6 protein-coding genes are annotated in these 16,473 nt (G+C 45.7%); 3 read left to right on the top strand and 3 right to left on the bottom strand.

Translation table 11 applies throughout. The features are described 5' to 3' along the window. Positions 1-238: 238 nt before the first annotated feature. Positions 239-529: a hypothetical protein gene (locus tag GF309_11170; GenBank protein MBD3159340.1), complete on the top strand. Its 291-nt coding sequence runs from the start codon at positions 239-241 to the stop codon at positions 527-529. On the opposite strand, the gene GF309_11165 is transcribed toward GF309_11170, so the two are convergent. Then, positions 512-1,126: a hypothetical protein gene (locus GF309_11165; GenBank protein MBD3159339.1), complete on the bottom strand. Its 615-nt coding sequence runs from the start codon at positions 1,124-1,126 to the stop codon at positions 512-514. The two genes, GF309_11170 and GF309_11165, sit on opposite strands and share 18 nt — an antisense overlap. 193 nt (positions 1,127-1,319) lie before the next feature. Here GF309_11165 and GF309_11160 point away from each other — a divergent pair, with 193 nt between their 5' ends. Then, complete coding sequence (locus GF309_11160; protein MBD3159338.1) at positions 1,320-1,550, top strand: WGR domain-containing protein; 231 nt, start codon at positions 1,320-1,322, stop codon at positions 1,548-1,550. Between the two features lie 59 nt (positions 1,551-1,609). Then, positions 1,610-2,029 (top strand): YjbQ family protein, encoded by a 420-nt coding sequence (locus GF309_11155; GenBank protein ID MBD3159337.1) that lies wholly within the window; start codon positions 1,610-1,612, stop codon positions 2,027-2,029. A gap of 123 nt (positions 2,030-2,152) precedes the next feature. On the opposite strand, the gene GF309_11150 is transcribed toward GF309_11155, so the two are convergent. Both GF309_11150 and GF309_11145 read right to left on the bottom strand, forming a co-directional pair. Next, a complete protein-coding gene (locus GF309_11150) occupies positions 2,153-10,072 on the bottom strand; it encodes a PQQ-binding-like beta-propeller repeat protein (GenBank protein ID MBD3159336.1) in 7,920 nt (2,639 codons plus the stop codon). Beyond that, complete coding sequence (locus tag GF309_11145; GenBank protein ID MBD3159335.1) at positions 10,073-16,417, bottom strand: hypothetical protein; 6,345 nt, start codon at positions 16,415-16,417, stop codon at positions 10,073-10,075. Positions 16,418-16,473: the final 56 nt, after the last annotated feature.

Here is a 16,473-nt window from a genome sequence, read left to right as displayed (position 1 = left end):
ATTCTAACAACCATCATTATCTGCACCTCCGTGTTCTATTCATTCGAATCGAGGAGGCTGTGGTTTCCCATATATGCATTTTGGTCAGAGCCACTCTCTCCTCTGAGGATTTGTCGTTTCCTAGATGGATAACATGTGGAATGGCGAAGGAGAAGTACCTGCTATCGATCCAAAATCAATCGTCCTGGAATTCAATGATTGAATTAATGAGCAGGACTTGAAGGGACTTCCTTCATTGATGACTGAAGACCATTCCTTTATCGATACTGAGGGAGATACTGCTAAAGGTAAGAACGTCATGCTAGAGGGCTGGACCGAGTTCTTCGACAATTATACCGATTATAGGAACGTTTTCTCTTGTGTCATTGCCAAGGACGACCTTGTGATTATGGTTGGCCATTCGGAATGCTCTGAGGAAATTCTTCATGGGCCTGCGTTGTGGACCGCCAAGATCCGGGATGGCCTCGTAGCTCAATGGCGGGTATTTGAAGATACGGATGAGAACAGGCAACTACTTGGTATCGACTAGTTCCTTGTTCCATCTAATGATATCTTCAATGTCCTCTCCACTCCTTGTTTTCGCCAGTGAAACGCAGAGTCCTTCGGTTTTTTGACTTTCAACCAAGTAACACCCACAGATCCCTCCTAGAAATTGCAGGGCAACAAGGAATGTCAGGAACGCCAAGACGAGGTTGAAAGGAAAAGGAATTAGCATGTTCAATGTGACCAGGATTGCCAGAATAACCGTTTCTATGATGCGTTGTTTCCATCCCCGAAACGATGCGGCTGATATTTCGTAGGCTTCCTCTAGGCTTATTTCATCTGAACAGTCAATATGGAAAGAAACATTTGCTATCCTATGAGCGACAACATTAGTTACCGGTATTTTGAACCTCTTTAACACATTGAAATGTTCTGTTTCATGAACAGCCGTACCTACTGCAAAGCCGACAAACATGGTAAGAAAATACAGCGCTCCGATTAGTAGAGCGTCGAGCAAAAACCAATCAATCCTATATCTTAGAAACAGAGACGCGATAGTTAATAGAACAAATACCGCGAGCACAGATTTAGATGATTTCAACTGCATAATGAAAATCTCATAACCCTTAGGATAGTCTTCCAATTTTCTCTCTCCCTCAATTAACATCGACTACTACCTCTAAACGATTCTTCTGAATATAATGAAATTATCGGTGTTTTTTCATCTGTCCGTCGACATAGCGTTCTCTCCCTACTATTCTCCGCAATTGTTCATTTCACTTGGAAAAGATTAATCCTCTCGTATTCCGAGTAATCTAATTGGACCTGTGCAAAGAATGACTCCCGACGTCAACAAAACAGGACGGTATGAAAACCAAGAGAAATTCAAATTCTGGTCAGGTGAAATTAGGGGTAATTTTGTCACGATTCGATTCGGCAATATAGGCACGAGTGGACATTGTTCATCCAAAGAGTTTCCAAGTCAGGCTGCAGCCGAGAACTTTCTCAAAAAGCGGAAAGAAGAAAAAATCGCTGAAGGATTCAGCCTTGTAGAAGAGGAAGAATGAGAACTGTGTTTTCCGTATTGTTGCCAACCCTTTTACGATAACTTGTGTCTTGTCCTATTATGAAAAGTCATACAAAATATCTGACATTCAATGTGCCCAAACGAATGGATTTTATCCACATGACGCCCCAGGTTCAGGAGGCCGTTGAAGAAAGTGGTGTTCAGGAAGGCTTGTGTCTCGTAAATCCCATGCATATCACTGCAAGTGTCTTCATAAACGATAACGAGAGCGGCCTTCACGAAGACTACAAGCGGTGGCTTGAAGATCTTGCTCCTCATGAGCCAATCAGTCAATACAAGCACAATCGCACGGGCGAAGACAATGGTGACGCTCATCTCAAGCGCCAGGTGATGGGGCGTGAGGTCGTTGTTGCCATAACTGATGGCAAGCTTGACTTGGGTACTTGGGAACGAATTTTCTACGGGGAGTTTGATGGACGGCGTCCCAAGCGCGTCTTGATAAAAATCATCGGAGAATGAGAGCAAAGGCTACTGAATCTAAGCACTAGCCCACCATAGCCGCAAGACAGGAAAGGAAGATACCCGGCTGGGAATCAAGGACTCCTATGTGCCGGGACACGACCGCTCCAATCAGATTGGATTCTATTTCTCTTCCTTTCTTCTCCAGTAGATACTCAGTGGTGCCACCATCAGCAATATGAGCGGAGTGACAGCAATCGAGGTGGATGCTATCTGCTCTATGATTGATGGTTCAAGCTCGGCTGCTTCTGGGGATGAAGGTGATGTCAACGGTGTTTCAGACCCGGACACAATGACCACCTTACTGTCAGATAGATATGCTATATCTTCTGGAGTACTGGCTGAGTCGAAATTGCCTATCATCGGATCATAGACACCATCGGAGCCAAGATAGTGCCATGCTAGATTCTGAGTTGAGCCATTTATCACATTGATGTAGTTCCAGTTTGTGAATACAACGTCTTCTACACCATCACTGCCCCAATCGCTGATCCGTACTGATGCCAGCTGCTCTGGCAGGGTCGTAGCGGAGTCAAATCTCCATACCTCGTTAACAGCGTTATCATATCCTATGATACCGAGTTCCTCAATGTTCACCAGCAGCTCATCCACTCCGTCTCCGGCCACCACGTCAGCAGCGTGATAGCTCCTGAATCTTGAATCCACAGGTACGTCAAACAGCATGCTATTCCCCGCTTGTTCCACTACGGTAATGTCATAGTCGCTTCCACGGAGAGCTATGTCTTCATAGTTGTCTCCATCAAAGTATCCTGGAACAATTTCGTAGATGTAATCTCCAAGATTGTACTCTTGTACATAGCTGCCATCAGTTCCTCTGAATACTTTCACGATGTTATTGTAGCCACCAATGGCCACATCCAGGGTTCCGCTATTGGTGAATCGCCCAATAGCCATGGAGTTGCCCCAGTTTGTTACATTCTGCTTGCTACGATACATCTCTGAGCCTGAATCATCGTACCATGCTACATAGCCGAGGTAGGGTAGATATCTCTCATATGTTACAGCCAGTTCATCACCAGTGTGTCCTGCGTTGAATTCATCTATGTAGAAGTCTGCAACTTGGAACCCATCTGGAACCTGGAATTCAGTGATATTCGCACCGCTTTCGCCTTTCACAATCACGAATAGCTCGTTGAGAAGAACTCCCACATCCAAATATCCTGAGCCATCTACATTGCCAACTCTGATTGAATCGATTCCCTCATTGAAACTTACGTTCCAGATGAGTTCGCCTGTCGTTGCATTCCATAGATTGAGATGCCTATCGAAATTGCTGACCAGAATCTCGTCTACAGCATCTCCATTGAAATCTTCAGCAATTCCTTGATCAAGAGTTTCTTTGCCAGTATTGAAGGTGATGTATTCGGAGTGGGCTACCCAGGCTGGTTCCAGAACCGGTGCTGGCTGTTCCTGACTAGTGAAACCAAACACCCTTCCTGATGTACTAGACCCAGCTAATCTGTCGTATTTCCCGCCTGTAAGATTCGCCGCCACGCCTCCAATATAGAGCTCACTTAGCTCATGGAACCACATCGGGATGCCATTCTTACCATCGAGCGCAACAGTATACCCTCCACTACTAACAACTGCTATGTCTAGGGTTCCTGTCCCGCCTAAGTATCCTACATCTATATCTTGAAGCACACTAATCTCTGGATCATAATGCCATTGGGTGACACCACCCTTAGGTTCAACCATGAAGACACCGTTGTATTGTGTGAAGGAGACTATCTCCACATTGGTATCCCCATCGAAGTCCTCAATGAATATATCATGGTGAATATCGCCGTAGGCCGTCGAGTTGAAGTAGATTTCTCCTGTTGTGAGTGAAAGGATTCGGATTTCTTCGTCCCCAAAGACCAGTTCTTTGACTCCATCTTCATCGAAATCGTAGGCATGTATCTCACTGGGCCAACTCCCTCCCCGGATGATGTTGGAAGCCGTGTATACAGTTGTTCCATTAAGTGGATTGACAACTGTGAATTCTCCGCCGTACGTACCAAAGGCTGCAAGCGTGGTATTACTCTCCGTGAAGCGGCCAAGCTCAACACCATAAATTTCGCTTCCAGCCACATTATGGCTTGCTATAACATCACCTTGGTTTGAGAGTACCACCAAACTGCCGTTAGACAGTCCAATCGTGAGCTCCGTATCTGCAGAACCTGTGAGATCGCCCCCGTCAACACCGTAGATGTAGACTGAACCTGCAGAGTAGTTCCAGAGCTGATTGCCGGTAGAACCGTCAATGGCATAGAGGTGAGTGTCTTGGGATCGACCAATGACCTCTGGAGCAGTATCATTGTTGAGATCGATAAGGTCAATCCAGAAGTACCTGCCCGTAGCGTCTGTATTCTCCCATAGTGTTGTTCCGTCATCATCAATGGCCATGAGACTACCGTTTATCTGCGATCCAAGTAGAATTTCTTCCTTCGAATCAGCATCGAAGTCCCATTTGTTGATGGTAAGTAGTGATCCATAGATACCGACGCTCGTATTCAGGGTCTGTTCCGGAAAGACCAAGTCAGTAGCACCAGATGATGGTTTCCGGTATTCGTAGAGAAACACATCACCCCTACCTGTGGCAACAGCAATCTCTGGCCAGCCATTCCCGTTGGAGTCATAGACGGTCAGTCCATTGAACGAGTTCTCATAGGTCTCAGATAACCAGACCTCCCGATAGGTCATGAATCCTGTTTCGTTAGTGGAGGACTTGAGCTCGTATGATCCAACTTGGTTATCCCATCCAGCTACAATCTCCTTTCTACCATCTTTATCCGAATCACCAGTATCAAGGTCTTTTACAGGGCCTAAGTGGTTCCCTGTCCAATCTGATTGTGGATTGATGCCATACATCGGCCAACCCAGATTGAATGTGTAGTCAGCAAAATTGATCTGCGCTTCGCTGAATGTCCAAACGAAGGCATACATGAATCCTTCTCCATCCATTGCTACGACTGTTGGTGAGAAAGATCGTAGACCAGTATAGACCGATGTGTCCCATTGATACGAGACCTGACCTGTGTCTAGATGCTCTATCCTTTCGACAAATTTGGGAATAACATTCAGATTATCTTGATGTCCCCAACTCAACCCCCCATCGGTACTTGCAGCCATACCTATCCTTCTCTCATATGGTGATGTTACCGATTCATATATGACCACTAGTGAATTGTCTTCTGATTCAAGCTGGTCAATGTCGGGGAAGAGCTCATCATTACGGGATGAGGTTGCTTGATGAATGCTGTTGTTCCCTGCCCACATACTGCCGTTCAGTTCAAGTGTCCAGATATCATAGTCCAGCTTGTTGAGCCCTCGGTTTTCTGCAGCCATGGCTAAAATGAAATTCCCTTCATCGGTTCGAGTAATGGATATCGAGTGGACCCATAGATCTCCAACTTGCTTGAAGTATATCTCGTGACCAGTAACTCCTGCCGTCATGCCTTTGCTGAAGTATAGGACGCTTGAAATGGGGATTACATCACTTCCCCAGATGATACGCTTTACATAGGCAATACCCATGTGTGTTGAGTTGAACTCGAAGATTTCTGGATAATGCCGATATTCGTACCCAACTCCGCTTGTTAATCTAAGTGGATCTTGCCATGTTTCGGTTGCTATATCGAACTTTGCAGCGTACAGATACCAATCACCGAATTCGTCTACCACTCTCCATGCAGCATAGATTTCTCCAGCATCAGTAGTAGTTACTGTGGGCTGGTCGTCATGACCGAGTTCACCCTTCTCACCATATGGATTAGCGTAAAGCGGCTGTCCAAAGGACCATTCACCTGTTGTCTTGTCATATTTCTTCCAGTAGAGCTTGCTTTCCTGGATTTCATTGGTTTCGGTTGAAGGAATGGTCTCGTTGGTATAGACATGCATCACGTAATTGCTGAAACTACCTCTGCCGTTCGTCAGACTTGAATGAGCTCTGTCTGTGATGTCAAAAGATTCCGTTCCTCGCAATGTATGATTGACCGGGATAATGGGGTAGTTTGGAGATGCAGTTACGTACTCCGTTTTCTGATACTTGGAATCTGTCGCAGGAATCCATTCCCAGATGTCAAATCCCTTGGTGTGGCCAATGATTATTTCTTGATAGCTATCATAGTCTTGGTCATCGATTTTGATAACTGATACAGGATTCCATTTGACCACCTCCGGTGGTGCCTCCCACACCTTGTGGAATGTACCACCTTGTGATTCGTAGATGTATGCAAATCCGGTCTCTCGCTGATAGCGGGTGTCATTGGTTCCACCAAGGATAATTTCCCGATATGCATCATTGTCGGTGTCACCTACAGCAATTGTCTGAATGGAAGCGTACTCGTACTTGTCGGAATAGGGGTTTCCTAGAAGGTAATATCTACCATCGAGACTGGGCTGCGTTACGAAATAGTCATTTTTCTCTGTTCCATTGAAATCATTATTCGGAACATTGAACACAAAGAGATATGGTCCTGCGCCTACTATGAGCTCTTTGCGGGAGTCGTAGTCCAGGTCATTACCTTGTGCGATAGCAGTTATCTCCTCAACTTGGTTCCAACCCGGTTCACCCACGAATTCTGAGTTTCTGAGGTCTATGGAGTACACAAACTCCATCTGGTCCCCTCCGGTTAGGTTCATGTCCTCGAAAACGTAGAGTTGCAAGCCTGAGCTTACAATGAATTCCTTCAGGCCATCCTTGTCGAGGTCCACTCCTGCCAAGAGGTGTTTTGCGTGATCCCAGATTCTACGTGTGAACTCACCAGATATGCCTTCCAGTTCATCATAGAGATATGGACTTTCATCGGTTGTGACAGTATGATTCAAGTCAAATGATTGATACATGCGCTTGTATGTGTTATTCACGAGATTCTCAAAGACGTAGACGTTATTGTCATAGTCACCTATGACGATCTCTCCGTTATCATCATCATCTAAGTCCCCCGAATCAACTGTTAGTGTCCATTCATCTAGGTCATCATCTGTACTCCATGATTCCCTGATTCTGAAACCGAAGTTCAGGAAGTCTTGTCCACCACCATACATTAGACTCATCTCGGTCCTGACGACCCGTGGATACGTTGCAGCTATGTAACTGTCAACTGCATCAAATATCGGTTCAGCCCAGAGCGTGTAGCTGTTATCTAAATCATATGCAACCATAGTGTAATCGACATCAACATCGAAATTGTTTACATCCGCGTAGACATCAAGAGTATATCCTTTGCCAGTAGGTACAATACGGATATCGGTGAAGTTGTTGTATCTAAGGCTCGTCTGTGGGCGGTTGTTGCTGAAGATGTTGTCGTCTTCAACCCAGTGAGGATTTTGCTCTGTTCCTTCGTTGAGGAAGGCTGTCGCCCCTGCACGGTCAACGTAGTTCATAATAATGTCGAGATCACCATCATCATCAAGATCAAACATATGTGGTTGACCCCATCCTTTCCCCGGAGCAACATCGTTTATGCCCTTGAAGTAGTCATGGACAATGCTGAGGCTCAAATCATTGGTGTATCCCCCGTTCTCCTGCAAGAGGTTTCTTGCAAGATAGACCCGACCATTCGTAAATACCATGTCCTTGTCTTCATCTCCATCAACATCCACAAAATGCATCTTTGGAGTGGTCTGTGAAACCCCGAGGAGTTCTGTTATAGCACCAGTAGTATCAACATCGGAAATTGATACCCGTTCTGAGAACGGTGCTGACGTATTCTGGGTACTTCGATAGAAGAAATTGATTTTTGCCGTTGAAAGCGATGCTGCTGACCATGTTGGATTCACACCAGGGTCATATGATGACACTGCTACCACAGGCATTCTACTGAATTGATTGGTGTCTATGAATGGCATTTCAACAGCCACTGATGGTTTCTCACTTCCCGCTCCTGAAAGATACGTATTCACAGGGCTGAGATACGAGTTGATTTCAGAATCCATTTGCCCTAGCATGTTTAAGGCAGCAATCTCGCTCTCATTGGTTCCTACAAAATAGTTTGGTGCTCCAAGCAGATTGTGTCTACCATAGCTCCAAGAAGTATAGGCCTTTCCTGAAGGGATTTGAAACAGAGGCGGAACGAAGCCATCTGGATTAGGATTGAACAAATACCTCCATATTGGTACATCTGTCATTGTTTGAACGTTTACTAGGTCCCAGATTCCTGTTCCTTCTGTGTATCTTTCATCTTCTCCGGAATCGAAAATGATATCGAAATCGTCATTCATGGAATCATAGGAAATCCCGATGTACTTGCCCGTTGCAGTGCCAGCTATGATTTTGTCTGATTCTTCAGTCCCTGAGAAATATGCATATGCATTCCTCCTCAATGGACCAATAGTCACTGATAGGGCGTCTGTAAGAAGATTGTAGACCTGTTGGAGTTCGAGTGAATTGATTTCGTATGTAGCTCCATTGAAGACGGAAATCTTGGCATACCTAAACCAATCCCATTTTCTTCGTTGAAGCGCATCGTCGACATCTATCCTCAGCAAGTTACCATCGATTGTGAAACGGTCAGCTGATATCTGCTCAAAATCTGTTGAACTCTGACCAACTGAAAAGTTCAAATCATCAAGAACATCTGTCGATAAGGTATTCCTGAATGCCATAATGATATCTGGCATCGAGTTAGCTCCCCCAGTGCCTTCTTCATCCTTACCAAAATCAACTATAGCTGTTGCATTGTCAACCCCAGCTATGCTCGAGTCAAATGTGGAATAATTGCCATCAGTCTCCCAAGCCATACCAGTATTGTATGGATAGACACTTGCATTTGGAATGAAGTATGACCCGCCCCATACGTAATTGATAGGTTCGGATTCCACGATGGATGCATTATTTGGGTCGTGATAGGTGACGTTCTTTGCTTGAACGACTTTATCAACCCAATAATCCAATGCCCAGTGTCCGAAGGTTTCCCATTCAGCATACTCCTTGTAGACCTTCTCGTAATCGTAGGTTCTCCGATTGCTATTCCAGTCCAGAGTCAATATTCCCTGTCCAGAAGCAACAAGTGCGATTTCATCTCCCGAGGTTCCATCAAGTTCACCTAGAGCCATATCTCGAATTGGCGTCCATGTGTAATTCTCACTTGTCCAGTTCAGGTAGTAAGCATTATCCTGCACAAGGGGGAACGGCTGCCCGTTGATTATCGTCGTGAGCCCATCGTTCTCGAAAACATATACAGTGCCTTCGCGAGTTCCAGCAATGATCTCTGGAAGGCCATTGTTATTGCTGTCTCCCGCCTCTATGGAATATACTCTCTCTCCATTCAAAGAGCCCGAGTGCCATACCCGTCTGTACTCAATCCAATGTTCTTCTGTGAATGGATAGCCAGAGTGTGTGTCATATTCAAACAGATACACACCTTCCCATGTTCCCGCGATGATATCTGGGCGGTAGTCTTTATCGACATCCTCTACTTCAACATCGAAAACACGGAACATCCACGGTGAAGTGTACACATGGTCAAACATGTTCTCGGTGTTGGTCTCGGGATCATAGATGTGTCTTTGCTCAAACACATAGAAGTGCCCATCAGAGCTTCCAGCCACAATCTCGAGGAAATCATTCAAGTCGGTGTCAGCAAAGTCAAGGCTAAGCACATCACTCTGGATGATTCCGTCCCCACTATCCCAGACCTTATCGAAATAGCCAGTTTCTGTATTCAAGCGATAGATGTGAATCTCGTTATCATAGAGATATCCTCCGCCTAGTGCCAGGAATCCAGTTTCTTCGTGATAGGCGACAGAATGGATGGCTGCCTTCGATTTCCAAGGTTCAAAGACCTTGCTGTAGAGGTTCTCTCTATTACCGAGCGCCTTTCCAATATCAGTATCTGCAGGATATTTGGTTTGCTGCTCATCAGCAAGGAGATCCTTAACCTTTGGCTCAATATCTTCGGGTACATCATTCAGAGGAGTAGATGGAGTAGAAACCACATCTCCGTCAGTGTTTGTAGCCGGTAAGGCTGGTACTATGGAGACTACGCTTACTGATAGAAATGCAAGTAGAATGATTGATGTAACTCTATGCTTCATCTAATCCTCTCCCTCCTCTGAGTCCTTCGGGCTTTCTTCCTCTTCTTTCGTTGTAGCGCTTTCCGTCTTTCCATCAGTATCACTCTCATCTTTGAAACGTTTTGTGAGTCGTTCTATGAAGCCAGTTTTGTAGCCGACAATGGCGATAACCACTACTGCTGCCACGGCTCCTATGGCAAGCAGCATCCACATTGGTATTAACGGTCGGTAGCCAGATTGCACTAAGAATGAGACTTGTTTTACGTGATGACCGCCTTCAGCATCTTGTCCGTATACACGGAGCTCATACTCTCCAGGCTGCCATGTAACAGTATCATTGTACCATTGCTGGGTCGAAGAATCATAGACCAGTTGTATAGGCTCGCTCCAGCCACTACCGTTGTTGTAGGTAACCCACATGCTTACGAAATTGGTATAGTTAACCGCTCGTACAGGTGTATTCTGGTAAACTTCAGTGGCATTCTTGGGGAGAAGTACATCTATAGTCGTCTCGCCCCGCCTTGCAGCAAGTCTCAACTCGAAAGTTTCTTGATCTGTATATGTTAGTGGATCAGTTCCAATCGAGATTTCTGTGCCATCAGAATAGCCATCTCCGTCAGTATCAGCTTCTGTGGGTGAAGTTCCGTAGGTATAGTATTCATCGCCGTCAAGGAGGCCATCTCCATCAGAATCTGGGTTCCGGAATCCTCCTCCCGGAGCGTATTCAGTATGGATTTGGAATTCGAGGCCGTCCGACAAACCATCTTGGTCAGTATCAAACTCCCTGCCATCTGGCACGCCGTTGCCATCCGAATCGCTATCCGTAGGCGATGTACCGTAGAAATCAACCTCAGATCCATCCGGCAGATTATCTCCATCACTATCAGGGTTGAGTGCATCCGTTTCGTAGGTGGAATCCTGTGCTATTGCCGCTCCTAGGAAGAATGGAGGCGTTCCGTTGGTAAGTGGATAAACAGGTGTTAGTGATTCCTCATTATCGAGTAATCCGTCTCCATCTGTGTCATTGTAGATAGCAGATGTATTGTAGACATAGATTTCCTGCCAATCCGACAATGTGTCATTGTCCGTATCGTTATGGGCTGGATTGCTGTTCCAGACCATGACCTCCTCGTAATCTGTAATATTGTCTCTATCAGTATCTGATTCAGTTGGGCTCGTATTGTACGGATAGAACAGCGTTTCTGCCCTGTACGGATAGATGATATCTGTCACGTTCTTGAGCCGTACTTCAGAACCATCTGCCAACCCATCCCCATCTGTATCATGCATCATTGGGTCAATCATGATAGGCTCAGTCCATGGTATTTGACCCGATGCTAGGTACAATTCCAACCCATCCCCTAAGCCATCTAGATCACTATCAGCATCGGTGACATTGGTGCCGTAGATTCTGACCTCGTGGTAATCGTTCATGGGCCACGTCATCTCACCATCTTCGTTGGGTTCTTTGATGGAGTCACCATCGGTGTCCCAGTTCAGCGGATCCGAACCCCATTCCAACGCCTCCTCCCCGTCAGAAAGCCCATCTCCATCAGAATCGTATTCGAATGGATTCGTGTACCAGATTTTGGCCTCCTCGAAATCACTCAATCCATCATTATCGCCATCTTCGTCCATAGGATCGGAACCGAACACCAGTATCTCTTGGCCATCTCGTAGTCCGTCCCCGTCCGAATCGTCAGATAACGGATTGCTATGCCAAAGATAGACCTCTTCCCCGTCAATGACGCCATCGAAGTCAGAATCTGCTATTCTTGGATTGGTGAAGAAAGTGAAGAACTCCTCTCCGTCTGGAATCTGATCCCCGTCCGTATCTGCAGAACGTGGGTCAGTTCCCATGAGCAACTCCTCCATGTCATAGAGTCCATCGTCATCCGTGTCTGGGTCGTTTGCATTCGTGTGGTTGCTATTCTCTTTCAGAACACCCTCCAAGCCATCGATGAGGCCGTCGTCGTCAGAATCCCCGTCTGTAGGATCTGTTGGCGGTGTCTGAGCGAGCTCGTAACCGTCACTGTTTATCCATGCGCCCGGTTGCGGTGTACGGTCCTCGATTCCGGTATCGCCGTCTGTATCTGGATTCACAGGATTCGTTACTACTTTCTTCTTCTCTGGCTCACCGTTTTCGTCGTACACTGTGATGGTGAAACCTGCAACCTCTGCACCATCGTTCATGTCCTTGAGGAAGGTCAGTGCTTGCTGGTCGATGTCACCGTTGTAGAGCTGAAGATAGCTATCGTCGTCAGTATCACTATCAAGGGGGTGCGTATACCCGTCATTGAAAATCAGCGGATTACCATCAACGGCATCGTCAGACTCATTGTAGAGCGAGCTAAGCCCGTAGTAATCGCCCATTGGTCCTTCATCTCCATCAACAAGTCCATCGCCATCTGTATCTGCCACAAGTGGATCAGTTCTATCATTGTAGGTCTTTCCGCCAATGACAACTTCGGTTACGGTGGGTGTGATTCCAGAGATGTTCCATGGAGTGAAGATTTCGTACGCATCACTCAGGGCATCCCCATCTGTGTCCTGAGACAGCGGGTCTGTCTTGTACTTGTTTACCTCATCGAAGTCGTTCACTCCGTCATAATCCGAGTCTGAGTTGACTGGGCTGGTTCCTAACTCCCACTCTTCCCCGTCTAGGAGGCCATCGTTGTCCTCGTCAGGAACTGTGGCATCTGTGCCCATGGTCTGTACTTCGAGCTTATCAGAGGCACCATCACCATCAGTATCTGTCTTTGACGGATCAAGACCAGGTACGCCCTCCTCATACGTGTCGGATAGTCCGTCACCATCCGAGTCGAAACCTACCCCTGATTCCTCATATTCCTCATCTCCAGATTTTGGAGACAGATCCCAGGGAGACCCTGGAACCTCCCAGACCCATTTCTTCTTGATATCTGAGAAGGCTAGTGTAATCTTGATTTTCAGTGTCAGTATCAACCTGAGCGTGATTTGCATTGGTGCGCTATTGGCAAGGTTCTGGAAGAACTCTAGAATGATCTCAAGTGTACCATCTATGTCGAGGGATGCAATGACGATACTGATTCCTATGTGTAAAGTAGCACCTAGAGTCAAGATGAGAGTCAATGTGGATACTTCAGGCATGGTCGCCGTTGCAGCTTGTTTGATAATTATCAGCTCAACACCTAGAAATATGGTCACTGTAATTGCGTCCAATCCAAGGAATTTGGCTACGGTGTTGAGCGCGCCGCCACCAACACCACCAGTAAGGAAATCAAGCAACGTGAAGGTACGTGAAATCTCGACCTTGATGTTGAGAGCCCATTCTACAATCCTCATGAAGTTCTCCCACTGAAAGACTCCACCCTTGAATGTGAAGAGGTTGAGTACGAATTTGGCGCTCCCACTGAAAGACAAAGAAACTCCCAGTGCTTCTAGAAGGAATTTCATGAAGGGGTTCTGTGCGGTATCAAATCCAGCAACACCTAGTTCTGCATAAAACTGCGGTGATATTTCAAAGAACTTGAACACAATCCCAAAGAAATCTCCAAGATTGTCTAGACTGAAAACTTGCCGAGCATCCAGTATCAGGCTTTTCACCATATCAAAGAGGGGTGAAGCGTCAATTGCGAAGTTGGCAATAATACCAAGGTCGACCTTTAAATCGAATAATGACCATGAGCCAAGTCCTATTGGGAGAGTGTTATGAAATCCGAGTAGCTCCTGATTTTCCCCAAGAACACTCGTTATCGCATCTTCAAGATTCTTGATGACCGGTTGAATGAGTCCCTGCAACCAATCCAGAATCTTTCCGACAATCCAATCAAGACCTTCTGTAAAGAGCCCCTTTACCTCCATGACCAATTCAAGGAAGACCTCAAGTGTGGATGGGTCTATTGCCCCGCTCAATTCTCCTTGGGCTGCTTCCATAACTTGGTCTATAACTTGATTTGGGCGTGGTGCTTCGCCTCTTTCAAGACCAAAAGCCTCTGGAAAGAGAATCTGTAGAAGATTTAGGTATGCATCAATGGGGACATTATCAAATGATGGATGGTATCCAATTATTCCGTTGATTGATAGCCAGACAGATTGTACAACGCCTTCAAAGGACTGGCCTTTTGCTGCTCCCGAAACTCTGATCACAACTTGGTAGAATTGCCCTGCTGTCTCCAACGTATTCTCATAATTAGGGATAGAAGAAAGGTAGTCATCAGCATCGAAGTATTCTACAACCTGCATGAAAACTGCAGAATAGCTACTGAATTCTGTCTGAAACTGTGAAACTGTTTGTGATGTAAGTTTTCTTAGTCCGTCGTTATCAGTTAGTTCTCCAACAGTTAGGAGTGTGGGTTGGACCACTGAATTATGGAAGTCTTTCAAGTCGTTCAGTGTATCTGTTGGAAGGTCCGATTCGTCCAGTATAGCTTCGGCTATCTCAAACATATCAGGTACGTCACTTGGGCTGAAACCATCATTATGGAATCCTGCAATCAAAAGCACAAGATCTTCAATTATGGCTCGCGTGCTACTGGAGACGGTAGAATCTACAGCGTTGTCAATAACTGTAGATGTTTCGTTTCTAAAATCTGAAATGCTGCTGAGACTTTGTTCTTTGTATCTTTTCACCACATCAAGTAAATCCTGAGCGAAATTCTCAGCTGTGTCAGTGATTCCTGAAGAGCCGATAATCTCGATAAGGGTTTCTTGCAAGAGGGTTGCGATGCTCTCTTCATCAAAATTGTCGACTAGTTCGGTTAGAGTTAAACCAAGCATTATTACGGAATCAATTTTTCCCACAGCTTCTTCAGCTGCGGATGAGACAGATTCCAATACGCTTTGAAGAAGTGGACCGTAGAGTTCTTCTAACAGTTTCTGGGCATCTTGACTGACTATGTAACGAATGAGTGGACCAATGAAATCGTCTGCTTTGGTAAGAATGGTATTTGCATTGGTCTGTGACATTGATAGAGTTGCTACGAGTGTTTTATTCAGAGTCCTAGAGAACAGCTGATCGGTGAAATGTGAAACCAAGACATTGAAAATGCTCTTTCCATTTTCTCTTGCAGCTTCAATTGTGGTTTGAAGTGAAGAACCCATGTCCAGAACAAGTTCGACCATGTCTAGGGCTTCTGGAGGAAGAACATCCGATAACAGACCCTCAATCAGCTCAGTGACTACTGGGACTATATCTTCAACTTCACCTCTAAGATTGAAAAGTAACTTGACGAGAACATCGAGATAGGGCTTGAGATTTTCTACAAACGGGAATTCATTGGCAAGCGATTGTAGGAGTTCTTTCAGAACGCTTTCAGCATCAAAATCATCAACAAGTCCTACTAGTTCTTGTATACTCCCAAAGGCCTCCTTGACAGTCTCCATAACACCTTCGGGGATTGAGAGTACCGTTTTCCCCTTGTCAGTTAGGAGTTCAAGCAAGATATCGACGATATCACCAATCGGGCCTCTGAGGCCTGAGAGAAGAGGTAGTTCACCAAGAACAAAATCATCATCCGCCAGCTCAGCCTCCGAGCTTATTTTCATGGTGGGTGAGAAATCTTCTGGGACTTCACCGGGTGGGATTTCAACAAGGCTCCCGTTCTCTGTTCTTCTATATTTTGCCGGGCGAATTGCGGGTGCATGCTCTTCCCACATTTTCTCTTTTCTCTTCTTTCTAGCAGCCTCATCTACTTGCCCGACTGGAGTTGTAGGATTCGCCTGGGCTTTGAACAATGCATTGAAGTTGTCTGCGTATATTTTGGTAGCTATTGACCGGAGATCCTTTGCAGCACCTGCATACTCGTCATTCACATCGGCTTTCTGTTTTACAATAGATGCAACCGTCCAGATGTCATACATCATAAGCAATATGGCATCGGTTTGTTGGGCTTCATTGATGTGAATGTGAGAATCATCAGAATCAAGATACTCCTGAAGAGAAAGGGTGTTCCCCATTCCCACAATATGTTGGGTTTGTCTTTCTGCAGATAGAATCTGAGAGAATGACCGCCAAGAAACGAATCGACTTTCGAAGGAAACTCCTGTCAGATTCGAATCAAATGCGTATACTGCCATCCATGGCCTATCCATCAGATTATATTCTACATCTTGAGGCGATGAAATCTGGACAAGTCGGATGTTGTTCAATCGATAGGATATTACTTCATGAACTAGTTCTGCGACTCTCGTCATGACCTCATCGTTGGGATCATAGAAAATATTGATCCAATCGAGGTCATAGCCATCAAAGGGCTCTGGAATGGCTTGGTTTCCTTGCTCATAGGCCTGTCCTGCCCAGACTGCTTGCGGAACCAGCCCAAACATGAATACTGCGACAATGAGCACCGTCACTATCTTGATTCTATTCTCTCTCTCAGTTAGCAACTTACTACCTCCGGTGAAAAAGCAATACGAGTGAGAACCAAGAAACTAACCTGACC

It is taken from the genome of Candidatus Lokiarchaeota archaeon (assembly GCA_014730275.1).
Taxonomy (GTDB): domain Archaea; phylum Asgardarchaeota; class Thorarchaeia; order Thorarchaeales; family Thorarchaeaceae; genus WJIL01.
This window is presented reverse-complemented; position numbering and strand designations above follow the sequence as displayed.